The sequence below is a fragment of the Mesorhizobium sp. M1295 genome (assembly GCF_040318135.1).
Taxonomy (GTDB): domain Bacteria; phylum Pseudomonadota; class Alphaproteobacteria; order Rhizobiales; family Rhizobiaceae; genus Mesorhizobium.
The window spans coordinates 1-26967 of sequence record NZ_JAMYLU010000034.1 but is presented as its reverse complement, the minus strand read 5'-3'; the positions used below and the strand labels follow the sequence as shown (position 1 = coordinate 26967).

The following is a 26967-nucleotide window of genomic DNA, read 5'->3' as shown; positions in this document are numbered from 1 at the left end:
TGGAGGCCTTTCTGCACAAGCGCGCTCCCCAGTTTCAAGGGCGCTGATTGCACCGGCGAGGGGTGTGCAGTGCCTCTCGTCCCGGCGATTCGGGCGTCCTGCCAACGTTGCAACCTCCAGCAACTTGCATGTGTGCGCCCGTGATCTCGCAAACTGAACGGACACAGGGGGCGCTTACTGAGAGTTCCGACTCAAGGCAGCTGTGGTGGACGACCATCAAGGCTCGCATACTCTGGGGGGTAGAAACGGACGCCAAGCGTCGACATCGGTGATTGCCTAGAAAGGCGATGCTGGTGCTAATGGGGTTATCGACATGTCTGAAAATAGTCGCGGGCTGGCAGGAGAAGATACGCTAGCGAGGCATTCTCCTCGCTTTTGCAGTAGCCAACGAGGAGAGGCATACACACCGGCACTTTTGCACAGTTCGCCGAGAAGCGCTGACCGCACAAGCCCGCCTGCAAAACGGTGCATTTGTGCGTATTTCAGATAAAAATGCCGATTTCCCGCTCTGCCAGGCCATATTTGCACAACGCGACTTAAGGGTGCTGGTACTCTCGATATATGGGGGTCCCACTCGGCGCATTATAAGCCAAGACGCCTAAGCGGTCGCGAATGCGACAGAACGGAAATTAGATAGGGAGAACAGAATGAATAAATTGCCGCTCGACCGCCGTGCAATCATCAAGGCGATGTTGTTGGGATCGGTGGCGCCGTGGGTCATGAGTTCGAGGGCCTTGGCCGCGTCGTCCTGCGACGATCACGTCGTGCGTGTCGGTGCAATCATTGCCCCTGACACGATGAACCCATTTGCCACCTGGAGTTCGTTTTATCCACTGATATACACAAATGACTTCCTGGTCGGCGTGGACGCCCAACGTCATCCCGATCGCACGGGATTTGCCAAAGAGTGGTCGGTTGCCGACGACAAGCTCACCTGGACCTTAAAAATCTGGCCTGGGATGAAGTGGTCTGACGGCCAACCTGCGACGGCCAGGGACGCTGCATTCACCTATAATTATCTGCGTGGTTCCATAGGTAAGCCTGACGAACTGAACGTCGGCGCGAGCAATACGAGTGGCCTGGAGAACGTCGAGTCCGTCGCGGCACTTGATGACCAGACTCTGCAAATCGTGACCAAGGTCCCGACTCGCTGGCCAATCGACAACATCATAATGATTGTCCCCGAGCACATCTGGAAAGATATTAGCTACGCAGATGCACGTAGTACCTTCCGCAACGACCCGCCCCTTGTAGGAACTGGGCCAATGATCGTTACGGAATTTCAGCAAGGCCAATTTGTCCAGCTTACTCCTAACGAATATTTCCGGACGGGCAAGCCGGCAACGGCCGGTATGATCCTTAATTTCTTCACTACAGCAGATCCGATGGCCCAAGGCCTCAAGAGCGGCAATCTCGACTTTGGCTTCGGCATTACAGTTGCCCAGTGGGAGGACCTCTCGAGAGACCCCGAAATCGTGGTTGCAGAAGCGCGTATTGAGCAACGAAATTACTTGGCCTTCAATACTGTCTCCGGACAAGGCGCGGGGAGCACCCAGGCGTTGCAGGACTCGGCGTTTCGCGATGCGATCGGCTATGCGATCGACCAGAAGACGCTCGTCGAACGTGCCTTCCGAGGGCATGCCGACCCTGGCGTGGGACTGGTCATGCCGTCGGCCACTGAATACTACTCGGAGTTGAGCGACATCAGGCGCCACTTCGATCCCGCCGAGGCGGGTCGCCGGCTCGATGCTGCTGGCTATCGGGACGCCGATGGTGACGGCATCCGGGAAGACAAGGAAGGAAACAAGTTCCAGCTCGAGCTGATCACTGGAACGATAGCGGGCAATTTGGAAATCCCAATTGCAGCCGTGCAGTTTATCGCGGGGTGGCTGGCCCAAATTGGGATCCCCGTTTCAGTCACCCAGCTCGACCCCGGGGCGCTCAATGCCCGTACGGCGGTGCCGGCGAAGGGTGGGGGAGGCTGGGATCTGCTCGTTGCCTCTAGCTGGGATTCACCCTCGCCTCTCGGCGTGCTCAAAATAGGCAAAAGTACTTACCTCTTCAACAAGTCATACTGGAAGAACGAGAAGTTCGATCAGATCCTGTCTCAAGTCGAATCCACCGTCGACCTCCAGAAAAGTAAAGAATTGGTCGACCAGGCGACGCGTCTCATTTACGCGGAGGCACCTTACATCATGCTTTGTTACCCGACGCTCCTCGAAGCCTATCGCAAGGATTGCTTCGAAGGCTGGGGGGAGGACCTGTCGACGTGGAGTTACTTTCCGTTCGACCGGTTGAGGCCGGTTTGAGATGCTCTTGATGGAAAGCGAAGCCAGATGAGCCGGCGCATCTGGAGTATCCTCATCAGGGCCATCATAACCCTCCTGATGGTGGCGGTTCTGAACTTCGTCCTGTTCCGGGTCATTCCTGGCGACCCTGCATCGCTACTGCTCAGCGGGGCACGTGTCAGCGTGACCGCTGAGCAGATGGAGGCGCAACGCCAGAACTGGGGCCTCGACCGTCCGCTGTTTCCCGACCAGGTGGTCGACTACTTGTCCGCAACTCTGCATGGCGATCTCGGCTACAGCTTCAAGTTCAGAGGCAGGCATGTCGCCGATCTGATTCTAGAGCGATTGCCGGCCACCATCGTGCTTGTAGGTCTAGCCCAATTGATCGCCATTCTGTGTGGGGTTTTGCTCGGGCTATATGCGGGTTGGCGAAGGGGAGGAGCCGTCGATTATATTGCCACTGGAGCATCTCTGGCGCTCTATTCTACGCCGGCTTTTTGGCTCGCCATGATCCTGGTTGTGATCTTCAGTACGGCATTGGGCTGGCTTCCGGGTTATGGTGCACTTTCGCCCGGCGCAATTACGGGTTCGCTTGATCGGTTGCTCGACTACTTGCGCCATCTCGCGCTCCCGGTCACCGCGGTGGCTCTTGGACTAATCGGCCAATACGTCGTGGTCGCTCGTGCTGCGATGAGCGACGTAGTCACCGAGGATTACATGGTAACCGCACGGGCCAAAGGGCTGACCAATGGTCAGATGCTCATGCGTCATGCATTTCGCAATGCAATGCTGCCGGTCGTAACCTTGATCACCCTCAATCTTGGCTACGTGGTCGCCGGCGCCATCACCGTCGAAGCCGTGTTCTCTTGGCCGGGCATTGGCGGGCTGACCGTGGAAGCACTCAACGCACGGGACTATCCTGTCCTTCAAGGAGTATTCCTGTTGCTCGGTGCATCGATTGTCGTCGCCAACCTCGTAGCAGATCTTGCTTACGGAATTCTCGACCCGCGAGTCCGGCAATGAGTGAAAGTAACGTTCAATATTCCCCTCGTAGCCGAGCCAGTGCGATGAAAGGCTTCTTGGGCCAGTTTCTTGGCTATAGCGGGGCACAGCTTGGCCTGTTGTGTCTGGCAGTATTTCTTGTCATGGCAGCGATGCCCGATCTCCTGGCGGGACCGCTTCAGACCGCGATCAATGCAACCGGCGATTTTCTCGCGCCACCATCAAGCCAGCATCTGCTGGGGACCGATGAGGTCGGGCGAGACGTGCTCAACCTTGTCGTTCATGGTGCCCGGATCTCGCTTACGATTGCGCTGCTGGCGACTATCATCAGTCTTCTCGTCGGGACTACGATCGGTATGACAGCTGGCTACTATGGCGGCCGGGTGGAAGTCTGGCTTATGCGCTTGACAGACTTCTTTTTTGTCATGCCGTCCTTCGTGCTGGCGCTGGTCATTACACCCGTGGTTCTCGAGGTGTTGGGGCGCGGTGGAGAGATCCTCGGCTTCCGCCCTTCTCTGTTCGTCATCGTTGTCGTCATCGGCATGACGAGCTGGGCCTTCGTCGCGCGCATCGTCCGCAGCCAGACACTTTCGCTGAAGGAGAGAACATTCATCGATCGAGCCCGCGTAGTGGGCACAAGCAATCTGAACATCATGATAAGGCACATCCTCCCCAATCTTGTGCCGCAAATAGTGGCCAATGGGGCTCTGGTCGTTGCCAACGCAATCTATGTCGAGACGTCGCTCTCGTTTCTCGGGCTTGGCGATCCCCTGCAGCCTTCATGGGGCACTTTGCTTTCGATTGCTCAACGCGCCGGCGCGGCCAGTGCTGGAGCCTGGTGGTACCTCGGCGCCCCCGGCCTGTGCGTGCTCACGGTATCACTTAGCTTCGTCCTGATTGGCAATGCCCTCGACGACACGTTCAATCCGCGGCGGAGGGTGATCCCATGACAAACTCCTCCCAAAAGAAGGCTCCGCTTCTGGAGGTCAGCGGGCTCGCTGTCGACTATGGGCTCAAGGGCGTTTCATCGCGTGCGATCGACAGCGTAGGCTTCGCGCTCCGGGCGGGAGAGGCCGTTGGCCTCGTCGGAGAATCGGGCAGCGGAAAGACCACGACTGCAATGGCAATCGCGGGTCTGCTGTCACCAAATGCACGGGTCAGCGGCGGCGAGGTACGCTATCGCGGTAAGCGACTGCCGATCGACGATGATGAGGCAATGCGGCCACACCGCTGGAGCGAGACGTCCGTCGTCTTCCAAGGCGCGATGAATGCGCTTAATCCTGTTCACCGCATCATCAAGCAGATCGCGGAGCCGTGTATGCTGAAGCTCGGCATGTCGCGTGGCGAGGCGACCGCGCGGGCAAAGGAGCTGCTCGAACTCGTGGGCATTCCGGCGGATCGCGGCGCCGCCTATCCTCACGAATTGTCAGGCGGCATGCGCCAACGGGTGATGATTGCGATGGCGCTCGCATGTCGCCCCTCGATCGTCATCGGCGATGAGCCCACGACGGCGCTGGATGTTATCACACAGGCTCAGATCCTGAAGCTGCTGGGTGAGTTGCGATCGCGACTTAACCTTGCCCTGATTTTGATCACCCACGACCTTTCTGTGGTGGCTGAGTGTTGTGGTCGCGTCATGATTATGTATTCCGGCCGAATCGTCGAGGATGGCACTGTCGCCGAGATCTTCGCCCAGCCCAAACATCCCTACACCCGCCTGCTGATCGAATCGATCCCGAACCCCACGAGCGGCAAAAAGATGATCCGGCCAATACCGGGTGATCCCCCCAACTTGGTGAATCGACCGTCGGGCTGCGCCTTCCATCCGCGTTGCCCGTCGGCCATGGCGGTTTGCGCGACCGAAGTCCCCAGCCTCGATAAATTCGGGCGGGGACGCGTCGCCTGTCACCTTCACCGGTCCTCGCAAGAAGACAAGGTCGCAGTCCATGCCTGACACCGCCGACTTCCTGCGTCTGGAGAGCCTGCAGGTCCATTTTCCTATCCAGGGCGGGCTGTTCGACCGTGTCCTGGGCCGACCTGCCGGCGCCGTGCGAGCGGTAGACGGGATCGACCTTAGCGTCGGACGGGGCGAGATCGTCGCCCTGGTCGGGGAATCGGGAAGCGGCAAGACGACGGTGGGCCGCCTCATTACCAAGCTTGCTCAGCCAACAGGCGGCAAGCTGTTGTTCGAAGGCCGCGACATGACGTCCGTTCAAGGCTTGTCGGCTTTGCGCCCTTACCGGCATCGCGTCCAAATGATCTTTCAGGACGCTTATCAGGCGCTCAACCCGCGACACACGGTGTTCGATATTGTGGCGGAGCCGTTGAGGTCACTGCGGCTGGTCGACAACGCCACCCAACTCACGGTGCGGGTCAGCGAAGCTCTAGCGTCTGCCGGGCTCAATCCTCCCGGTGATTTCTTCGCCCGCTTCCCACACGAGCTGTCTGGCGGGCAGCGCCAGCGGGTTGTGATTGCCGGAGCACTTGCCGTCAGGCCGGAGCTCATCGTCGCTGATGAACCTGTCTCGATGCTCGATGTCTCGATACGCGCACAGATTCTTCAGGTCCTGGTCGACTTGCGCCACAAGCACAATATGGCGCTGCTGTTCATCACCCACGACCTGCCGCTCGCGTGGTTGATCGCCGACAGGATTGCGGTCTTGTATCTTGGAAAATTGGTCGAGATCGGCAGCGCCGACGAGATCACGTTCAAACCCCGCCATCCGTATACCGTCGCCTTGCGTAACGCCACCCCGCAAATTGGCGGCAACGCAGGTCGCTCGGAGCTGCCGGCCCTGCAGGGCGAGGTTCCAAGCGCCGCGCGCGTGCCGAACGGCTGTCGCTTCCATCCGCGTTGCCCGCTGGCTTTCGACCGCTGCCGGCAAGTGGAACCACCAGCCATCGAGGTTGGATCACAGCACCTGACAGCCTGCTGGCTGGCAAAGTAGAAGGCCCGTCGAGGGTTGTGGTGAATGTCGCTCGCGATCTCGCGGATGTTGGGGCCGATCGGCGGGAAGCCGAATGGAGCGAAGACGACATCGGAAAGCATACGTTGCAGGTACTAGGTGAAGGGCAACTGAGGACGCTAAAATGAGATTGAGTGAATATGTCGAGTACGATGCCACTGGCCTAGCCTCTCTTGTCAGCGCAGGCGATGTGACTCCGGTGGAGCTGGTGCGCTTGGCCCGCCAGGCTCACGACGAGGTCAATCCGCGCATCAACGCTGTCATCGAATTTTATGGGGATGCAGAGACGGTTGCCGGCGCGGACGGTGGGCCTTTTCATGGGGTTCCATTCCTGCGTAAGGATGCGGGCGAAGGCGAAGCTGGTCGCCTCCAGGAAAATGGCAGCCGGCTGTTCAAAGGCAATCGCTCCAAAACCGACAGCTATTTTTTTTGTCGCGCTCGGGGCGCTGGGCTCCGAACTATCGGCAGGACCACAACGCCAGAACTAGCCGGGTCTGGAATGAGCGCATCTATTCTCAACGGCATTACCGGCAATCCCTGGTATCTTGAACGCTCTTGTGGTGGCTCCTCTGGAGGGGCTGCGGCAGCCGTTGCCGCTGGCATAACTCCAATCGCCCATGCAAGTGACGGTGGCGGCTCTATTCGGCAACCGGCAGCGTGGTGCGGTCTTGTCGGGCTGAACCCGTCCCGCGGACGCATTTCTGGGGGCCCAGACGCCCAGGATAGCGGTTTTGGCCGTATCCAACGCTTTGTTCTTTGCCGTACAGTGCGCGACATGGCCGCCGCACTGGACGTCTTTTCCGGACCGCGTGCCGGCGATCCGTTCGTTATCATCCAGCCAAACCGGCCATATGTGGACGAACTGTCACATCCCACAGGCACTCTACGGATCGGAGTTGCTAGAACAAAATGGGGTGAGCTTGATCTTGAGCCAGACGTCCTGCAAGCGGTCGAATCCACCGCCTCACTTCTGGAAGAGATGGGGCACATGGTGTCGGACATCGAGCCGCTATTTGATCCCGGGGACTTTCTCCAGACAGTGCTCGGCCTGGCAGATTTTTGGGGCGTTTCGATAGAGGCTGCAGCACGCGCCGTGGCCAGAGACATCGGTGCGGACACTTTGGAGCCGGTCACCCTCAAGGTTTACGAGCGTGGTCGGAATTACTCGGCGTCTGATGTGCGGAATTTGCTTGAGAGAATCCGGCAAATGCGATGGTCCGTGGGTGAGGCAATCGGGCGCTATGATATCTTACTGACTCCCACGGTGCCTACCGTGGCTATGCCACATGGGGGCGATTATTGTTTGACCAGCACTACGGCATCAGCTGAACAGTTCATAAAATTGATGTGGTGCGAGCAATCGTCATACTTGGGTGTATTCAGTATTACCGGACAACCTTCGGTGTCCTTGCCTTTGGCACAAAGTGCCGATGGGCTGCCTATCGGTCTTCAGATTGTCGGCCGCTTCGCTGACGAGGCCACTCTGGTGAGGATCGCACGCGATCTGGAGGAAGCGAGACCGTGGAACCACCGTCGGGCAAAGGTCCGAGCAGGGAACAGCTGACAATCACCTGTGATCTGGCCAGTTCAGCGTGGCCGTCCAATCAACTGTCCCGAGCCCGCGAGGAACGATGGCGAACCCTACTTGGTCGATGCCGCTTGCGCCAACCGGTAATTCCTTGAGCTCCGATTGTGCGAGGTATGTCGGTCCGCACGTATTTGGGTCAGCGGATTCCCCTGATGTCATGGAACGCCTACGGAGGGTGACGGTGTTGCCGAATTCACAAAGTAACTCGACAACCAAGCCGACTTCTATCTCCGCCTCGGAACGGTCTCGGCCGCAGTTTGTCGAGGGAACGTTCCGTATAAAGTGTAAAGAGCACCACCTCGATTTATTGGTCCAGCACATTGGCCTTCAACTGCCGGAATTCTATAGGAAAGTATCGTAGTGCGCACAGACACTGGCCAGGTTTTCCGACTCGACGGCTACCGCCCCAGCGATTATCTGCTCCCGCAGACGGAGTTGACTTTCTGGCTCTTGTCGGACCAGACCATTGTCGTCGCTGAACTGACCGTCGAACGCCGAGCAGGTGTGGATGTAGGCGCCCCGCTGGTGCTTGATGGCGATGGCCTTGTGCTACGGAGCATCGCCATCGATCGCCGGCATTTGGCCGCTTCCCACTATGAAGCGACGCCTGACAGGCTTGTCATTTCACACCCGCCATTTGAGTCGCGGTTCAAGCTCACGCTCGAAACCGAGATCGCGCCGTCGAAGAACCAGGCGCTGATGGGGCTCTTCCGCTCCAACCACGTGTATTGCACGCAGTGCGAGGCGGAAGGTTTCCGCCGCATCACCTATTTCCTCGACCGGCCGGACATCCTCTCCGTCTACACGGTGCGAATCGAGGCCAGCCGAGAGGAAGCGCCACTGCTCCTTTCCAACGGCAATCTCGTCGAAAGCGGTGAACTCGCCGACGACCGCCACTACGCCGTCTGGCACGACCCGTTCCCGAAGCCGTCCTATCTGTTTGCGCTGGTGGCCGGGAAACTGGGCGCCGTCCGCGATAGCTTCGTCACCGCGTCGGGACGCGATGTTGAACTCGGCATCTACGTCGAGCACGGCAAGGAGCGGCTCGCGGCCTACGCCATGGACGCGCTCAAGCGGTCGATGCGGTGGGACGAGGAAGTGTTCGGGCTGGAATACGATCTCGACGTCTTCAATATTGTCGCAGTGTCGGATTTCAACATGGGGGCGATGGAAAACAAGGGGCTCAACGTCTTCAACGATAAGAACGTGCTGGCTGACGAGGAGACCGCTACTGACGCGGATTTCGCCAGTATCGAGGCGATGATCGCGCACGAATATTTTCACAATTGGACAGGCAATAGAGTCACTTGCCGTGACTGGTTCCAGCTTTGCCTCAAGGAAGGGCTAACTCGTTATCGCGACCAGGAATTCTCGGCCGACCAGCGTTCACGCTCCGTCAAGCGCATATCCGACGTGCGGAAGCTCAGGACGCACCAGTTTCCCGAAGACCAAGGGCCGCTCGCGCACCCGGTGCGCCCGCGCCGCTATCGCGAGATTACAAATTTCTACACGGCGACGGTCTACGAGAAGGGCTCCGAGGTCGTGCGCATGATCCGCACCATTCTTGGCCCCCATCTTTTTCGCAAGGGCATGGACCTCTATCTCAAGCGCCATGACGGCGAAGCAGCGACGATCGAGGATTTCCTGAAAGTATTCGAGGACGTCTCGGATCGCGACTTGTCGCAATTCGCGCTCTGGTATGATCAGGCCGGCACACCCAATCTCAACGTCACCACTTCGCACAATCCGGCGTCCTCCCAATTCACGCTGGAAATCGAGCAGTCGGTGCCGCCTACCCACTCGGAAGGCCACAAGCGGTTGATGCATATCCCGCTGGCCTTCGGCCTCGTCGGGCCGGACGGCACGGACATGGCCTATGACGGCGCAAAGGGCGCGAGTGTCGAAAACGGCATCATTCATATCCGCAATCGTCGCCAGGTCGTCCGCTTCTCCGGCGTCTCGGAGCGACCGGCATTATCCCTGAACAGGGGCTTCTCCGCCCCGATCACGCTCACGGTCGAGCAACGGCCGGAAGACCATTTCTTCCTGGCGCGCTGCGACAGCGACCTGTTTTCGCGCTGGCAGGCATCCAACAAGCTCCTCAGCGATGCGCTGGTTGCCTCGTTCCGCAGTTTGCTCGGGGGCAAGACTCCCGAGTTTTCAGGCGGCCTTGCCGGGCTCGCCGGCATCATCGCCGGCGACCAAACCCTGGAGCATGCTTTCCGCGCGCTGGCGCTCATCCTGCCGGACGAAGCAGATGTTGCACGCGAGATCAGCGCCAATATCGATCCCGACGCGATCTTTGCCGGGCGCGAAGCCCTGATCTCGACGATCGCCAAAGCCAATCGCGAGCAGTTCTCGGCGCTTTACCGAGAGCTACACGACAAGGGTCCGTTCAGCCCCGACGCGGCGAGCGCGGGGCGGCGGGCACTGCGCAATGTGCTTCTCGACTATCTCTCGGCGCTCGAAGGTGGAGCAGCGCTGGCCGCGATGCATTTCGCCGGCGCAACCAACATGACCGACCGCGCGGCGGCGCTGACGGCGCTCGCGCATCGTCATTCCGACTCGACGGAAGCCTGCCAGGCTCTCGCGGCGTTCGAGCGGAAATACCGCGCCGATCCGCTGGTCATGGACAAATGGTTCCAGATCCAGGCGGCGACGCCAGGACATGGCACGGTCGACACAGTCAAGGTGCTAATGAAGCATCCGTGTTTCTCAATGACCAATCCCAACCGCATACGTTCGCTAGTTGGCACTTTTGTCAGCGCCAACCAGACCGGTTTCCACCGCCCCGACGGCGCGGGATATCAGTTCTTCGTCGAGACCGTACTGGCCGTCGAAAAGCGCAACCCGCAGGTCGCCGCGCGCCTCGCAACGGCGCTGAGGTCGTGGCGCTCGCTCGAACCGGGTCGCCAGTCCAAGGCGCGGGAGGCGCTGCTGTCGATCTCCTCGACGCCGAATCTTTCGGCTGATCTGCGCGACATCGTCGAGCGCACTCTGGCCTGATCGCTTGCGCGGGCGATCAGGCGGAGTTCTTTTACCTATCCTGCTGGATAAGCCGAATCGCCTCTGATTCTTTAGGGCAGAGTCGGATGTGCAGCGTTGCCGGATCGAAGAAGATTTCGGGAAGCTAATCCATGGCGAAGACGGACGCGTGGGGCGCGCCCCTCGCGCAAGGGTGACACACTCGCCGGCAATGCCCGCACCATCGCCGACCAGCCTACATACGGCTCTTGGGCGGAGCCCTTGTTGCGTCGGTCCATTCCTGCCCGGATCGTCATCTTCCTGCTCGTCGTAATGGCCGCGTGGATTGTCAATGGGATGGTTCGGGCGGTTGTCAGAGGTTGGGTGTTTCTGTCAGATTCAGTAAAGGGCGATGGTCAGCGGGGATATCCCTTTGTTCTTTGTTCGACAGCGGCGGCCCATCCCTCCGTCCCGACCCGTGGTTTGTGCTTGCCGCGCGCGCAGCGGCGGTCAGGGGTGGCCGTAGGGCCATCGCGCAGCGACGTGCCTTTGGCGCGAGCACTGCGGCAAGCTTGCCGGGCAGAGACGAAGCGTGGTCATCTAGCCCCCGCGCCAGGGGCGGAGATTGTTCCTGCGCTGTTGACCGCCCTCCATGGTCTGAGCCCAGATGGCAGACGCGGCTCGGTCCCCGAGCCAGATCCAACTTATATACGGTCGCTGTTGACAACAGCTGCACCAACATCCCGCTTGCGGCGGACAATGGCTCAGAAGGACGAGACCATTCTGACTCACGGCATTTGAGGGCCAAACAGAGGCTCGGTTCGTCCACCTGGATCCGCCAGGACTGATCAGCTCCTGGAGATGGCAGCACCTCGCCGGTACTAGCCGGCTTTCGATTACCCACATCGTCGGCGGGGCTATTGACGCCGAATCACGGAGGCGTCACGGATGCGAGACAAGACCAGCAGCAGCGAAGCCGCTTGGCAGGAAGAGCTTTGCGCGTCGGCCCTTCCCGACAAGCGCCTGGTCCGTCGGCTACAGCGGTTGCTGGATCAGCTGTCAGCAGCGTCGGGCAAGCCGATGACTGGGCAGTGGCGAAGGCGGCCTACCGCTTCTTGACAACCCGCAAGTGTGACCGAACATAGCGTTCTCGCCGGCCATTTCGTCGCGACCGCGGCGCGCGTCGCGGCGAGCGAAGGTCCGATCCTAATCCTGCAGGACACGACCGAATTTATCTACAGCCGCGCGCAGCCGGGCAAAATCGGCTTCACCAAAAACCATCAACGCCGGGCGCTACAAGGCCGGGCAGCCCAACGTGCTGACCTCGTGCGGGGTGCTGATGCATTCGAGCCTGGCTGTCACCCTCACCGGCACACCCCTCGGTCTGACGACGGTGAAATTCTGGACACGAACGAAATTCAAGGGAAGGCTCGCGCTCAAGCGTAAGCGCGAATTTCCCCGCACCTTTTGCTGTTGAGTGCTCTGATGTATGACGTGTCCACCAAAATAGGTGGACACCAAGTGATGGAAGAAGATGAGCAGAAACTGCGGGTGAGGCTTGTCGGTCGGCACGGGCGACGCCGATACGACCCCGCATCGGAGGACCGTCTTGTCTCGGCCTGCCTTGAGCCTAGCGTGTCGGTATCAAGGCTCGCGCTCGAACATGGGGTCAATGCGAACCTTCTTCGGAAGTGGATAAAGAAGCGCGCGGAGACCCAGTCCCTCCCGCCGCCCTCACCATCGGCGTTCATCCGGGTTCAGATTGAAAGCACTTCCGATCCGGCCTTGCTGCGACAGAGCAGCATGGCTGCGGTGGATTTGCCGGGGACTTGCGATGGTGTGCGTAGGTCGGCATCGAAAAGGACAGCGCATTTTTCCTCTCCAGCCAAGGTGAGCGCGTCGCTGCCGAACGGCGTGAAGTTGACGCTGGAATGCGGTGATGTGGATGCATTGACGGCGACCATCGGAAGCACTGGGTCATGTTCAGACTGGGCGCTGACCCGAAAGTCTACCTGCACCGCGAGCCGATCGAATTCCGGGCCGGCATCAACAGCCTTGCCGTTCTGGTCCAAGAGACGATGGCGCTCGATCCGTTTGCTCCGGCGGTTTTTGCGTTCTGCAATCGCCGTCGCGACCGGATGAAGCTCCGGTTCTTCGATCGGCCGGGCTTTGTGCTGGTCCTGAAGCGGCTGACCGAGGACAGGTTCAGGTGGCCGCGCCGGGAGGCAGCGGTGGTCACGCTTACGACCGAGCAATTGCACTGGATCTTCGACGGCATCGATATCGATGGGATGGTCCGCCATCCGGTGCGGCAATATCAGGTTGCCGGTTGAGGGCTCTCGAATTGAGCGATTGACGCGGCGGCATGCTTTCGATTCAAGAATCTGATGAACCGGCGAACCGACTGTTGAAGCGTTGATGGCGCGTATTGCTACGCTGCAGGCGGAGAACCGTCAACTCACCGAACGCGTCGTCAAACTCGAGGAAGAGCTTACCAGCACGCAAAGCAGGACCACTGATCGATCGAAATGCCGTCCTTTGAACATGATGCAATCTCCAGAAGACGGAGACTCCTCATACCCTCTGATTAGCCTCGCAGGTTGAATAGCATCCCTCGGACATTGCAATCCTTCGCAATTTCGTCGAGGCGCTCGGCGCCACACTGTCGTGACGGTCATACCTCGCTGAGTGGTGTAGGTCGGTGATGACGAAGCCGCTCGCGAACGCGCCCTTCGGCAGCGGCGAGGTGAGCGAGGCGGCGTAGCATGATCATCGACGTTCCCCGGCAAGGTCAGTTGCTGACACCCGCCTGATCGATCGAACTGATACCGACCAATAATAAACCTGGGTACGCTCAGTGGAGAAGACCCCAGAAGCCGTGCGCGACATGATCGGCTTTGCTGCGGAGCGACTGATGGAGTTGGAGATAGATGCGGCCATCGGCGCGAGCTATGCGAGAAGAATCATTGCGCACGGCTCAGCGTACTACCGCGACAGAGGCTGCGGCAAACTGATCATTCCGGCCCCATGCCGCAGAGCACGGTGACCAATGCCGTTAGCTACACCGCGCCAAGAGCAAGGGGCGGTAACCAAAAATGTTGCAGCGGATTCTTTCCAATAAATTTACAGAATCTTTGCGACCGCAGATCGCTGACAGTGGTACCTTCACCGGCATCACGGTCGGAGGTCAGGCAGGGATAAAAAGCCGATGCCGATTTGCGCCCAGAACACCATACAGCACCCAACGGAGGTCAATAGCTAATGGCAAAAAGAGCGCTCATCCTGCTTGAAGGTTCAACGTCTAATGGCCCACTCTACGTCCAAGCGGCCAAGCGTCTTGGTCTTCATCCAATTATCTTGTCGGCTGATCCAGCTCAGTACGACTATCTCACATCGGAAGGGATTGAGGCAGTCCGTGTCGATACAGGCAATTTCGATGCACTGGTCCGCGAATGTTCCCGGTTACGTGCGACTTATGACATTGCCGGCATTACTGTTGACCTCGATGAGTCGGTCTATGCAACAGTTGGCAGGCTCTGCCGCCATTTCGACCTACCGGGACCGAACCCCGTTTCCATTGAACAATGCTGCGATAAATTCACTCAACGTCAGCTCCTCGCGGAGGCCGGCATTCCAGTCCCCGCTTATCACTTGGCAGCGAATGCGGCGGAGGTAGAAAGCGCTGCTGCGGAGATCGGCCTTCCGGTGGTACTTAAGCCAGCCGTAGGGGGCGGCAGCATCGGTGTCCGATTGTGTCGCAGCGTCGATGAGTTGGCCGAACATACGACCTATCTGTTGGGTGGGGATCACATGTGGCAGTCTTCGCCGAGGATACTGGTCGAAGAATTCGCACAAGGCCCGTACTATAGCGCTGATACAATGGGGAATGAGGTTATTGCGATTGGTGCCGCTGACTTCGGACCCCCGCCGCATTTCGTCGTTCGTGAGAGCATCTTTCCGGCCCCGCTGACTGATGAGGAATATGAACGTATCGCCGATGTTTCGCTGAGCTGTTTGCAAGCTCTCGGCCTTGGCTGGGGGCCAACTAATATCGAACTTCGTTGGACAATGGGTGGCCCAGTCGTCATCGAGGTCAATCCCCGTCTTCCGGGGTGGACCACTCCTCGGCTGATACAGCTGGCTTACGGCGTCGATCTCGTCACCGAGCACATCAAGCTTGTCATTGGCGAGGAATGGGATTTGCGCAGAAGGCATTCGCAGACTGCGGCCGCGCGGTTCTTAGTTCCTGATTGTGATGGCACCCTTGATTGGATCGATGGCGGCAGTCAGGCAGCTGCCATACCAGGTGTCGCCGAGGTCAAATTGCATGTTGAACCCAAGACGCTGATCGTCAGGAAAGGCGATTTCCGAGACTGTATCGGTCATGTCATCGCCGCTTCACCCAGCCTTGCTCGGACTGAGGCGATACTTCACCCTGCTGTCAACTCAATTAATTGGTCGATAGCACCACTTCCGGAGCTTGGCGAACAGGAACAATCTGCAGCACGTCATCTTCCGCGAACCGGCCCACGTGGCGCCAAGTGATAGGTCACCGAAAGGGAACCGATCAGCGGACGTGGCCTTGCGGCATGGTTCCCCGCACACCCCAGGCCGTATAAGCGTGCAGTCGAAGCAGAATCGAATGCGATCATCGAACTCAACGGCGCGACGCCTGTGGTTCCGTGTTCCCGCTGGTTGGCAACCTCGCGCGCGTCCAGCAAACCAGATGCGCCTCGGACGCGGCCCAGCTCTCGAACCGACGTACGGCGATCGCGTTCTTTTGACATAGCCGACTCCGCGTTCGCCCTTTCCTTGCGTGCGCGCGTCCCTGTCGGCCGGCACGGGTTTCGGTTTCGAGCGTGTTGACCAGGTCGACGACATTGAAGAAGCGCCCGCGCGCACCATTGCGGATCAATGATCGGGCAATGGCGATGGCTAGATGCGACTTGCCCGTGCCGGTGCCACCGACCAGGACAACATTTGCGCTGATAGGCAACGAAGGCGCCGCCGGCGAGATCACGGATCAGGCTCTCGTTGACCGGCGTACCGGAGTCGAAGTCGTCGATGTCTTTCGCCAGCGGTAGCTTGGCGACGGTGAGCTGGTATTTGATGGAGCGGGCCTGCTTCGCCGATATCTCGGCCTGGAGCAGATCACCGACCATCCTGGGCGGCTCGTGCTGCCGCTTGATGGCAACGCCCATGATCTCGTCATAGGCCGAGCGCATCCCGTAGAGCTTCAGCACTCCCATCAGGTCCAGCACTTCGGTGCGTTCCATGGCTGTTCGTCCTCCTGAGACTGTATAGCGGGCGCAGTCGGCGATCGGCTCATGAGCCAGACAGCGCGTGGGGAATGGAAAGGATCGTGCCCGGCGCCGGATCTCGGCTACGGGCCAGGATGTTGAGGATCACCGCCGCCGATGAGACACCATGATCGAGGGCTTCCTGACAGGCCGCCTCGACCGCGTTCAATCCGTCACTCAGCACACAGGTGAGGATCGACGCCGGAAGGTCGCCGTCATCGGCAGCCTTGAGCTTGCGGCGCACCTTCTCCACGGCTGACGGCAGAACCCAGCCCTGGAACGGCGCGCCGTTGCGCAGTCCACCGGGCTTGCGGGCCAGAACCGGCACGCAGTGCCAAGGATCGTAGATCACCTCGTTGCGGCCGAAGCAGCGGGTATGTTCTCCAACATCTCGCCATCCTGGCGGATGACGATCCGATCGGCATAAGCATGGATCTCGACCGGCCGGCCGACGGCGCTCGAGAGCACCGAGTATTTGTTGTCGAATCGCACCGTGCAGGTCTTCGAGACGGAAGCCGGAATGCAGTGGAAGCCGTCGAAGCGTCCAGCATAGGGAATGAAGCTGGCCCGCTCCTTTTCGAACACCTCCCAGACCTTGCGCTCGCCCTGTTCGAGATGCCGGTGTGCCTTGGCATAGCTGACGCACTTGTCGGCCAGCCAGCCGTTAGGTCCTCCAACGTCTTGAAGCGCAGCCTCGGCGTAAAGAAGCGCTCCCGCACCAGCCCGACCTGGTTCTCGACTTGCCCCTTCTCCCAACCCGACGCCGGCGTGCAGGCCTCCGGCTCGACAAGGTAATGCCCGCACATCTGCGCAAAGCGGCGGTTGTCGCGGCGATCCCTGCCGATGAAGATCGCGTTCACAGCCGTCTTCATATTATCGTAGATGCCGCGCGTGCACGCTCCGCGGAAGAAGGCGACGCCCGATGATGGGCGTCAAACACCATCTCCTGCGTCTCGCGGGGTAGGCCCGAACAAAGAACATACGGCTGTGACAGAGCCGCATGTGCGCCACCTTAACCGTTACCGTCACGCCGTCCAGCAGGCCGGCGTATCTTTGCAATCGTCTCCACAACCAACATCCAAAACACAAATGCCTCCGATCAAACCGGAGGCATCTTGATGACCCCACGTTAAGGGGTCCCGTTTGGGCTCTGACTCACATTTGATGATTTTCGCTGCTGGCGTTGTGCTGTTTTCTGAGGGGAATCAGCACCATGGTGAGAAATTTGCGTTTGTCGTCCTTGGTCCCGGCGGGATTAGCCGTCGAGGCCATCGCCGAGAGCGAAGGAGTGATTGCCGTTACCGCCCGCTCAGGGGCGCGAGCGCGACCTTGCCCTCTTTGCCGCAGAGTGTCGCACCGGATCCATAGCCGCTATCTTCGACGAGTTTCGGATCTTCCTTGTACCGGGATGAAGGTAGAGCTTCACCTCGTCGCCCGCCGCTTTATCTGCGATGCGCCATTGTGCCGTCGACGAATCTTCGCTGAACGCTTTGACGACTGCGTTGTCGCCGAGCGATCCCGCCGGACCTCGCGATTGGAGTGTATCGTTCATCATCTTGGGCTGGCGCTCGGCGGCCGGCCGGCGGCCAGTTTTGCGAAGCGGCTGATGGTCCCGGTCAGTAATGACACGCTGCTGCGGGTGGTGCGGCGACGGGCCTGTTTGCAAACAGATCCTCTCAAAATTGTCGGCATTGATGATTGGGCCTTCCGTCGCAGCCATCGCTACGGCACGATCGTCTGTGATCTGGAGCGGCGGCGGATCGTGACGCTGTTGCCTGATCGTGAGGTTGCCACCGTCGAGGCCTGGCTCGCCGACCATCCTCAGATCGAAACCGTCTCGCGCGACCGCGGCGGCGGTTACGGTGAAGCGACTGCGAAGGCGTTGCCCGAAGCGGTTCAGGTAGCCGACCGCTGGCATCTCATGGAGAATGCGAGTGCGGCTTTCCTCGACGCCGTCCGCAAGTCGATGCGGACAATCCGAACTGCGATCGGCGCTACGACGATCAATCCCGACCTGCTCACCTACGCGGAGAAGCTGCAATACGAAGGCTATCTGCGGCGTGAGGAGACAAACGCGGCAATCATGAGACTTGCCAGCGAAGACATCCCCATCAAGGAGATCGTGCGTCGCACCGGCCACAGCCGTAAGCTGGTCCGTCAAGTGGTCCGTGGCCAGCGGACCGATATCTTCCGCGTCCGCCAGAGTTCACTCGAAGCCTGGCTGCCCTTGCTGGAAGGGCAATGGAAATCTGGTTGCCACAATGCAAGCGAGCTTTGGCGACGGCTGAAGACAAAGGGCTTTCGGGGACGTCTGGGTGTCGTCAGCGAATGGGCAAGGCGACGACGACGCGTCGAACAGGCATCCGATCATCAACTCCACAAGGTGCCGTCAGCCAGAACGATCGCACGGTTGATGACGACGGCGCGCGATCATCTGAACAAAACCGACACTGTGATGATCGCTGTCATCGAGGCGGGTGTGCCCATGCTGGTGGAAGCACGCAATTTGATCGCTGGTTTCCATTCCATGATCCGCAAGAAAGTCGCCGATGAGCTCGAGCCGTGGATCGCCGACGCCAGCAAAAGCCTCATCGCGTCTTTCGCCAATGGCATCATTCGCGACCGCGCTGCCGTCCGCGCCGCGATCACCGAGCCATGGTCCAACGGGCAGACGGAAGGACAGATCACCAAGCTCAAGCTTGTAAAACGGCAGATGTACGGCCGCGGAAAGCTTGACCTCCTCCAAGCACGTTTGATCGGTGCTGCCTGAAAGAAAATATCATCGAGAGTGCGTCAGACCCCCGTTTGGACGAAAAGCACCCCTCAAACGGGGTCCTCATTCGGCTCTGACGCACTCTCGCTGCGGCGACTGCCTAAGTTGCACCGACGAGGCGCGCCTGGAGCAGATCAATCTTAGCGCGGCCGTACATTTGCCGCTTGATGAGTTTGAGCTTGGTGATCTGGCCTTCGGTCTGGCCATTCGACCACGAGAGATAATGGCGTTGCGGACTGCGGCGATGTCCTTTTCTACCCCGTTTGCAAAAGAGCCGACAAGGCTTGCCTTTGCGCCCTCGAGCCAAGCGTCCAGTTCTGCGACCCCCTTTGATTGGATCATCTGCTGAAGTCGTCGATTAGCGTTCGCGCGATGACGAGGTCAGGAACATAGCTCTCGATTGCCGCGATCAGTGCAGCGTCCGATTTGGACATGCCGTCACGCGCCAGCGTCATGAGCCTGGCGATGCTTCGTGCCGAAGGCGTGCGGGCAAGTGCGCTTTGATCGGCCCTTTCAGGCGTCTGCGCCGCGCCCATTCAGAGACGACGCCGATCTGGCCACGAAAGGAAGGATGGTTCGCCAGCCAAGCCTGCGATGTCGCCTGTTCGCGATCAGGCAGCAATGTCACTGGCCTGCGGCGCTCAAGATCGCAGACAATCGTCCCGTATCGCTGACCGCGCCGGAATGCAAAGTCGTCAATGCCGATGATGGCGAGCTCATCACGCGGCTGTTCAGTCCTGCGGCGCACGACACGCAACAAGGTATCGTTGCTCACCGGCATCATGAGGCGATCGGCAAAGGCCGCAGCCGGCCTGCCGCCAAGCGCGAACCCCAAGTGATTAACGATCGTCTCAAGACGTCCGGTCCTTCGCGATAACGGAGCCAAAATATCGGCGCCAAACCGCTCGGCAAAAATGCGCCGGCGGCAAAGAACGGCGTCGCACCAGAAACGGCGAACGGTCACCCGCAGGAAAACCCGCCGACCGGCGATCGGCAATCGGCGGCTTGCCGCAGATATCGGCTCTGGGTCCGGAGTGAACTGGTCCCACAGCACGGGCACGTTGCCGAAAGCGCCGTACGCGCACGTCAAGAAATACACAATCCGTGCCGATCTCAGCATGCTCGACGACGAAGCCCGCCGGCGCCAGTTTCGTCGACCCAAATCTCCGTTCCATCGCGCTGATCCCCCTCGGAAAAATCGCGACATCAGCCGTCACTGCAACGAGATTGAGTCTGACCCCTCATTCCGTGAAAAATCACACCATGACGTTGTGAGAGCGACGCGATGTGATGGCGAGACCAGTCAGGCCGGAACAGGGACAACCCGTCCAATGTCCGAGGCATCATAGCCTGATAAGCAGATTGGGACCCAGTCCGCCGACCCCATCAGGGCCAGCAGTCTCGAATGCTGCATCAACAGGCCGGGCAGAAGACTGCACCCGACCACGCGCCATAACGTCGAATTAGCTCTTGCATCGCGGGAGCCATCCACAGAGGGCTGTTCTGAACAGGCGTGCCGTCGCAGCTCAGGCCAACGACGTGGAAAATGTTCTTGCCAATATCGATTCCATAGACAGCCGCGGGTCGCGGCAAATTACGATGCGCCATTCTACTTTCCTCCATTGATCTGACCTCCGCATGATGAGCGAGGAGGACGGGGCGGACCATCCCATTAATGGTGACGCCCGCTGCCGAGCGAGAGGCTGTCGTTCATCTTCGGAAAACCTACGAGATGAGCGAGCGGCGGGCCTGCAAGATCATTGGCTGCAGTCGGATGCGATCGCGCATGAGCGCCGGCGGTTCGGCTACCGACGTCTGCATGTGCACTTGCGGCGGGAAGGCTATGTCGTCAATCACAAGCGTCTGTTCCGGCTCTATCGCGAGGAGAAGCTTGCCGTGCGGCGGCGGGGTGGACGCAAGCGGGCGATTGGAACGCGGTCACCGATGATGGTTCCGGTAGCGCCGAACGACCGCTGGTCGCTGGACTTCGTCTCCGATCAACTGACCGACGGTCGCCGCTACCGTGTTCTGGCTATCGTCGACGATTGCACGCGCGAATGCCTGGCGTTGGTCGGGGACACGTCATTCTCCGGCGTGCGGGTTGCACGCGAACTCGATCGCCTCATGATCGAGCGCGGCAAGCCGAAGATGGTCGTCAGCGACAATGGCAGTGAACTGACCAGAAACGCCATCCTCGCCTGGGCAGACGGGAGCCATGTCGCATAGCATTACATCGCACCGGGCAAGCCAATGCAGAATGCCTTCGTGAAAAGCTTCAACGGACGCCTCCGCGACGGATTGTAACGTCCATCGCCCACATTCGCGGCTCGGGTGGCAGACACCCTTCGAGTCGCCAACACCTTCAGCCCGCCACGGGACACGGCGCTACGCACCATGATCGGCTCCGCGCCTTTGCCCGTCGCTCAACCCGCCCCAGGACAAGACCGACCGCCTAAGCGAACTTCGGGTTGGATAAAAGCTGGGAGCAACGTCAGAGCGTCTCGCCGAACCGATGGCGGCACTCGTCGTGTCGTTGGCAGGCGCCTACGACACCATCATCGCGCCGGCGACCTCGTCGGGCAAGAATGTCGCGCCGCACGTGGCAGCCCTGCTTGATGTCGCGCAGGTGTCCGAGATCATCGAGATCGTATCGCCCGACACCTTCAAGCGGCCGATCTATGCCGGCAACGCCATCCAGACCGTGCAATCGACCGGGCCAAGAAGGTGATCACGGTGCGCACCGCCTCCTTCCAGGCACACAATCCATAAAGCAATATGTTCTGACGGTCTCGTGCCCGGCCGCACGGGGAATCGTTGCTGCGATCTCGAGCCTCCTCTCAGCTCAAGGCTGCAACATTGTCGACAGCTCGCAGTTCGATGACCTTGATACCGGTAAGTTCTTCATGCGCGTCTCCTTTATCAGCGAGGAGGGAGCCGAACGGAAGGCAATTGAAGTGGGTTTCCACCCGATTGCGGACGAGTTCTGTATGTCATGGAATATGCATGACGGCACGCATCGCATGAAGGTTTTGTTGATGGTTTCGAACTTCGGACACTGTCTGAACGATCTCCTCTACCGTTGGCAGATCGGTGCGCTGCCGATCGATATCGTCGGCGTCGTCTCCAACCACATGACCTATCAGAAGGTGGTCGTGAACCACGATATTCCTTTCCACCACATCAAAGTCACGAAGGAAACAAGCCGCAGGCCGAGGCCCAGCTGATGCACGTCGTCGAGGAGACGGGGACAGAACTCGTCGTGCTCGCCCGATACATGCAGATAATCTCCGATGCGCTCTGCCAGAAGATGTCCGGCCGGATCATCAACATTCATCATTCATTCCTGCCGTCCTTCAAGGGCGCGGACCCCTACAAACAGGCTTTCGAGCGCGGCGTGAAGCTGATCGGCGCTACGGCGCATTACGTTACTGCTGACCTCGACGAGGGTCCGATCATCGAGCAAGACGTTGCCCGTATCACACATGCGCAGAGCACTGAGGACTACGTTTCCATCGGCCGCGATGTGGAAAGCCAAGTATTGGCCCGCGCTATCCACGCGCATATCCATTATCGCACTTTCATCAATGGGAACCGAACCGTCGTTTTCCCGGCAAACCCCGGTTCTCACCGTTCCGAAAGGATGGGCTGAGATGGCATCCGGATTGACGGAAAGGAGATCGGGGAATTAGTCATCGATGGCCATCGGAAACGCGGCGTCACCGAGTGAGACGTGAAGACCGGCGTGAAACCTGCTCTGTCGGAGATAATCGTCGGGGACGATCCGGCAAGTTCACCAAATGATCAGGCATGCGCGTTCGAACCTCGTTCGTTGGGTACTCACCCAATCGCAAGCGGATAGCTTCGGCAGCTAGTTTCGAGCCGCCCAACCATTTTCAGCGTGCTGTGCTTGGCTCCTCGATCAGCCGACCGTGAAGAGGCTTCATGCTTCATGCTCATCGAGGCTGGAGGCGCGGCGGCGGCACTGCGGGCGTGGCGCCAGTTGCCGATCTTCGGCCGCGCAATCCAGCGGATCGCTCGACACTCCCACGTCGATCGGCGCCGCCGTTGCCGCGCCGACATGCCGTTGTCCGAAGCCTTCCATGACCCGCGACCGATATCCCGCTCAATGCTCTTCCCTTCGTCCACCTCTATCAACGTGGATGTTGAATCAGCAGAAAACGCAGATGTCACATCACAATCGATTCACTCGATCACAGGTCGTGCTCTAGGTTCCGCCTGAACAAGCTCTCCGAGACTGACCGTCCGGAGCTGCTCAGCAGGATCATTATCTCGGAGGGCGCCGCGCTTGGCTCCCTCGCAGAAGTTTTCAGTAAGCGATCCCGCCCGTTTGGTAGCTGGCTCAACTCGGCACAACCCCATTTGTTCGAAATCTGCGCAAGCGGCTACACAACGCTGATTTCCTGCGGTCAGGGTCGATATTTCGCTCAATCCGGGCTGCGGGACGAGCTATGTTTCAAGAAACGGCACTGGCCGTCCTCCGGCTACTAGCCTTACAGGCTGCCCAACTCGAAGGAGTCCGCCTTTATGAACCAGATTGCCAAAGATGTGAGCCTCGCACTCTTCGACCGCTTGGAGTCTGAAGTGCGTAGCTACGTCCGCTCATTTCCGGTCCTGTTCGATCGGGGAGTTGGCACGACACTCACAGCGGCAGACGGTCAGGAATATTTAGACTTCTTCGGTGGAGCGGGTGCGCTCAACTACGGCCATAACAACCCAGCCTTTAAGCAGGCATTGTTAGACTATATTGAGCGCAATGGCATTGTGCACAGCCTTGATCTCGCTACAACAGCCAAGAAGGGATTTATTGAAGCTTTCGAGCGCTATATCCTGAAGCCCCGTGCTCTGACGTACAAACTGCAGTTCACGGGTCCCACAGGTGCCAATGCCGTAGAGGCGGCGCTGAAGCTGGCTCGTCAGGTAACGGGTCGGTCAAACATTGTGTCGTTTACGGGGTCGTATCACGGGGTCAGCGCCGGATCGTTGGCGGCGACCGCGAATAAAGATATGCGGGCAGCCGCCGGCTTTCCGCTGGCCCACGTGACATCGTTGCCATACGAGGGTTATCTCGGGGATTCGTTCGACACGATCGACTATCTTGAGAAGCTTCTGGCGGATCCGTCAAGCGGTTTTGATACCCCTGCCGCAGTGATCCTTGAGGCAGTTCAAGGTGAAGGAGGTATCAATCCTGCCAGTGTTGAGTGGTTGCAGCGGTTGCGTGAGCTAACTTCGCGGCACGGGATTGTATTGATCTTGGATGACATCCAGGCTGGTGTCGGACGCACGGGGAAATTTTTCAGCTTCGAACCATCTGGCATCGTGCCAGACATCGTTACCTTGTCCAAGTCGTTGTCGGCATACGGGACGCCGATGGCTCTTGTTCTAATCAAGCCCGACCTGGACGTGTGGAAGCCCGCCGCCCATACCGGGACATTCCGGGGCAACAATTTGGCTTTCGTTACTGCTCGCGCGGCACTTGAAACTTACTGGTCCGATTCAAAGTTTGAGGATGAGATCGCGCGGAAATCTGAGATCCTAGCTGCCGAGCTTGCATCTATTGCCGCCGATCACCCAGGACTCGGGCTGAGCGTACGAGGCCGCGGCCTGATGTATGGGCTCGTTTCACCAAAGGATCACTCGTTGCCTGCGCGCGTTTCGAAGGAGGCCTTCGCTCGCCGTTTGGTCTTAGAAACCGCTGGTTCATACGGTGAAGTACTAAAGTTCATGCCGGCCCTCACCATAGCCGAGGCTGATCTGCGTCGGGGCTTGTCAATCATCCGCGACTGCGTACGAACGGTGCAGGACAGCACGGCGGCAAATCGCTGACAGAAGAGGCGTACGACAAAAGCAGCACCGATCGGTCTGCATTTGTCTTCGCAGGTCAGTTCGATGCTCAGGCGGTCCGAATGCATTTCCGCTTTGACATCGCGAACATACGGACTGTGCCGCACGTCAGTACTTCTGCGTGGATGATAGGTAAGTGCGGAGGATTTTTTGATGGCTGACGCAGAAGTAATCAAGAATTATATAGACGGAGAGTGGAGAGATTCTTCGTCCGGCGGACGGATCGAGGTTGATGACCCCTCTAATGGGGAGACCATTGCGGTCGTTGCGGAGGCGGGACCTGAAGAAGTTCATCTCGCCGTTGCTGCCGCCAACCGCGTTTTTCGCGACCGCGTTCTGATAGACATGCATCCCTACGACCGGGGACGAATGCTCTTTCGTGTGGCAGACGCGCTGGAGGCGCGGAGCGAGGAGATCGCGACCATTAACTGCATCGAGACGGGCAAGGCGTTGGATCTTGCACGGGGTGAGGTTCGCACCGCTATACGCTACCTGCGCTACTATGCCGGTCTGGCCGATAAGCTTGAAGGCCGATCGATCCCTCGCGGGGCCGAGTTTGTCGACTACACCGTCAGGAGCCCCTTCGGTGTTTCGGCCCAGATCGTGCCCTGGAATGGCCCTCTTGAACTAACGGCTCGTTCGCTTGCTTGCGCTATTGCCACCGGCAACTCAGTCGTGGTGAAGTCTCCGGAATTGGCTCCCTTGTCTGGGGTGGAGTTTGCGCGCGCCTGCGAAACCGCAGGATTGCCTGCCGGAGCCATCAATGTAATCACCGGTTACGGGCAGACCGCTGGCCAAGCGCTGATCGAGCACCCCGATGTGCGTCACATCGTGTTCACGGGATCCACGGCAACCGGGCGAACGGTGCTTAACACCGCGTCGGAACGCATCGTCCCCTGTATCATGGAACTGGGCGGCAAGTCAGCGGCTGTGGTGTATTCCGACGCGGATCTCGATGCTGTTGTAGACGCGGTGCGTATCGGAACCTATCTGAACGCGGGTCAGAATTGCAACAATTTAACAAGACTGCTCGTCCAACGATCGATCGCAGACGAATTATTGGAGAAAGTGAAAGTTTGCGTCGAAGGACTAACCGTTGGTCCGGGGCGAGAAAATTGTGACATCACACCCATGATCTCCCAGAAGCAGCGCAAGGGGGTTACGGAAGCGTGTGAGATTGCCGTTTTGGAGGGGGCACGGGCGGTAACCGGTGGAGCCGCACTTTCGGAGCGGAGCGGCTATTTCATGGCCGCTACTGTTTTTGCAGACGTCACGCGAGACAGTAATCTTTTCCAGAAAGAAGTATTCGGTCCCGTTCTCGCCGTAACTGTTTTCGATGACCCAGCTACGGGGATCGAACTAGCCAACGATACCGATCAAGGGTTGGCAGCTGGCGTGTTCACGCGGGATATTGACCGTGCTCTGTGGTGCGCCGATCGCCTTTGGGCTGGCCAAGTGTACGTGAATGGGTGGTACGTCGGCGGCGTAGAAACACCGTTCGGGGGGGTGAAGCAGTCTGGCTACGGCCGGGAAAAGGGGCAGGAAGCACTTGATGGCTACGTCCAGACGAGAAATATCGGCATCCGAATCTCGCGGCCGTCATCCGGTGAAGGCAGCATGGCCCAGAGCCGAACCGTCACGCGCGATCAGGGACCTTCTCAGCCAATTACGTTAAACGATCTTGTTCAGCCGTAGCGGTGAGGTAGGCGATAAATTGATTATTCCACCGAGCTAGAACTGCAAGAATTCGAGATAATTACAGCATGCTTCTCCGTTGCTCGCGTGGCGTCTTCGCGATACATGCGTCGAGGCCACGCGCAATGCGCGCTAGCACGCACACTATCGGCAGCAGTGCGAGTTCGTGCAATCGCTCCCGAAAAAAATGAGGTCGTTCTGCGTGTAAAACTCGCCCGCGTCTCCCTTTAGGCAGGGTTCGATGGTTATAGACTCCTTCAGTGCTGGCCGGGGGAATTGGCATCGCGTAGTACTACAGCTGAAGAGCACATTCTGGGGGATGCCACAGAAGATTGCAGCTCCCCTGCTAATAACGGCTCTCTTTGCAGATCTTCACTGTAGAATTGTGCTAATTTTTCTCTCGCATGATGGGATGGGTCGTTGCTTTTCGACTATATAATTGTGGGTGGCGGCTCATCCGGATGCGTCATGGCGAACAGGTTATCGGCCAATGGCAGTCACGTCCTGCTCATAGAGGCCGGTCCTGACT

Annotated in this window: 13 protein-coding genes and 9 pseudogenes; 17 read left to right on the top strand and 5 right to left on the bottom strand. The window is 59.1% G+C overall.

Features of this window, described 5'->3' with window-relative positions:
• Positions 1-647: 647 nt before the first annotated feature.
• The 10 genes and pseudogenes from NKH29_RS29785 (at position 648) to NKH29_RS29740 (ending at position 15353) form a co-directional block, all read left to right on the top strand.
• Complete coding sequence (locus tag NKH29_RS29785; RefSeq protein WP_353001210.1) at positions 648-2309, top strand: ABC transporter substrate-binding protein; 1662 nt, start codon at positions 648-650, stop codon at positions 2307-2309.
• Positions 2310-2336: 27 nt separating this feature from the next.
• On the top strand, positions 2337-3311 hold the full coding sequence (locus tag NKH29_RS29780) for an ABC transporter permease (RefSeq protein ID WP_353001209.1): 975 nt from the start codon (positions 2337-2339) through the stop codon (positions 3309-3311).
• A complete protein-coding gene (locus NKH29_RS29775; RefSeq protein WP_502911317.1) occupies positions 3308-4240 on the top strand; it encodes an ABC transporter permease in 933 nt (310 codons plus the stop codon). The genes NKH29_RS29780 and NKH29_RS29775 overlap by 4 nt, the downstream gene beginning before the upstream one ends.
• A complete protein-coding gene (locus tag NKH29_RS29770) occupies positions 4237-5244 on the top strand; it encodes an ABC transporter ATP-binding protein (protein ID WP_353001207.1) in 1008 nt (335 codons plus the stop codon). The genes NKH29_RS29775 and NKH29_RS29770 overlap by 4 nt, the downstream gene beginning before the upstream one ends.
• On the top strand, positions 5237-6238 hold the full coding sequence (locus tag NKH29_RS29765) for an ABC transporter ATP-binding protein (RefSeq protein WP_353001206.1): 1002 nt from the start codon (positions 5237-5239) through the stop codon (positions 6236-6238). Before NKH29_RS29770 ends, NKH29_RS29765 begins: the two co-directional genes overlap by 8 nt.
• Before the next feature lie 142 nt (positions 6239-6380).
• Positions 6381-7820 carry an amidase gene (locus tag NKH29_RS29760; RefSeq protein WP_353001205.1) on the top strand — a complete coding sequence of 480 codons (1440 nt, stop codon included), beginning with the start codon at positions 6381-6383 and terminating at the stop codon, positions 7818-7820.
• A gap of 384 nt (positions 7821-8204) precedes the next feature.
• Positions 8205-10850 carry an aminopeptidase N gene (gene pepN / locus NKH29_RS29755; RefSeq protein WP_353001204.1) on the top strand — a complete coding sequence of 882 codons (2646 nt, stop codon included), beginning with the start codon at positions 8205-8207 and terminating at the stop codon, positions 10848-10850.
• A gap of 1482 nt (positions 10851-12332) precedes the next feature.
• A pseudogene (gene tnpA / locus NKH29_RS29750) lies at positions 12333-12807 on the top strand (IS66-like element accessory protein TnpA).
• Complete coding sequence (tnpB, locus tag NKH29_RS29745; protein WP_353001203.1) at positions 12788-13141, top strand: IS66 family insertion sequence element accessory protein TnpB; 354 nt, start codon at positions 12788-12790, stop codon at positions 13139-13141. The pseudogene tnpA and the gene tnpB overlap by 20 nt, the downstream one beginning before the upstream one ends.
• 928 nt (positions 13142-14069) lie before the next feature.
• Positions 14070-15353: an ATP-grasp domain-containing protein gene (locus NKH29_RS29740; protein WP_353001202.1), complete on the top strand. Its 1284-nt coding sequence runs from the start codon at positions 14070-14072 to the stop codon at positions 15351-15353.
• A 116-nt stretch (positions 15354-15469) separates the two neighbouring features.
• On the opposite strand, the pseudogene NKH29_RS29735 reads toward NKH29_RS29740, so the two are convergent.
• The 3 pseudogenes from NKH29_RS29735 to istA form a co-directional block, all read right to left on the bottom strand.
• Positions 15470-15632, bottom strand: a pseudogene (locus tag NKH29_RS29735) (IS21 family transposase); the annotation flags it as partial.
• Positions 15631-16084: pseudogene (locus NKH29_RS29730) on the bottom strand (ATP-binding protein); the annotation flags it as partial. The pseudogenes NKH29_RS29730 and NKH29_RS29735, both read right to left, overlap by 2 nt.
• A pseudogene (gene istA, locus NKH29_RS29725) lies at positions 16017-17149 on the bottom strand (IS21 family transposase); the annotation flags it as partial. The pseudogenes NKH29_RS29730 and istA, both read right to left, overlap by 68 nt.
• A gap of 172 nt (positions 17150-17321) precedes the next feature.
• Here istA and NKH29_RS29720 point away from each other — a divergent pair.
• Positions 17322-18878 (top strand): ISL3 family transposase, encoded by a 1557-nt coding sequence (locus NKH29_RS29720; RefSeq protein ID WP_353001200.1) that lies wholly within the window; start codon positions 17322-17324, stop codon positions 18876-18878.
• Between the two features lie 562 nt (positions 18879-19440).
• Here the strand turns inward: NKH29_RS29720 and NKH29_RS29715 are convergent.
• Positions 19441-20056, bottom strand: a pseudogene (locus NKH29_RS29715) (transposase family protein); the annotation flags it as partial.
• A gap of 500 nt (positions 20057-20556) precedes the next feature.
• Here NKH29_RS29715 and NKH29_RS29710 point away from each other — a divergent pair.
• From NKH29_RS29710 to purU, 3 pseudogenes are all read left to right on the top strand, one after another.
• Positions 20557-21176 (top strand): annotated as a pseudogene (locus NKH29_RS29710) (DDE-type integrase/transposase/recombinase); the annotation flags it as partial.
• Between the two features lie 196 nt (positions 21177-21372).
• A pseudogene (locus tag NKH29_RS29705) lies at positions 21373-21638 on the top strand (adenine nucleotide alpha hydrolase family protein); the annotation flags it as partial.
• Between the two features lie 8 nt (positions 21639-21646).
• Positions 21647-22530: pseudogene (gene purU / locus NKH29_RS29700) on the top strand (formyltetrahydrofolate deformylase).
• 294 nt (positions 22531-22824) lie between these two features.
• Here purU and NKH29_RS29695 read toward each other — a convergent pair.
• Positions 22825-22961: pseudogene (locus tag NKH29_RS29695) on the bottom strand (IS630 family transposase); the annotation flags it as partial.
• 465 nt (positions 22962-23426) lie between these two features.
• On the opposite strand from NKH29_RS29695, the gene ectB reads away from it, so the two are divergent.
• The 3 genes from ectB to NKH29_RS29680 form a co-directional block, all read left to right on the top strand.
• A complete protein-coding gene (gene ectB / locus NKH29_RS29690) occupies positions 23427-24725 on the top strand; it encodes a diaminobutyrate--2-oxoglutarate transaminase (protein WP_353001198.1) in 1299 nt (432 codons plus the stop codon).
• 171 nt (positions 24726-24896) lie between these two features.
• Complete coding sequence (locus NKH29_RS29685; RefSeq protein ID WP_353001197.1) at positions 24897-26438, top strand: aldehyde dehydrogenase family protein; 1542 nt, start codon at positions 24897-24899, stop codon at positions 26436-26438.
• A gap of 420 nt (positions 26439-26858) precedes the next feature.
• Positions 26859-26967, top strand: a 109-nt coding sequence (locus NKH29_RS29680; protein ID WP_353001226.1) for an NAD(P)-binding protein, incomplete at its 3' end; no start/stop codon positions are given.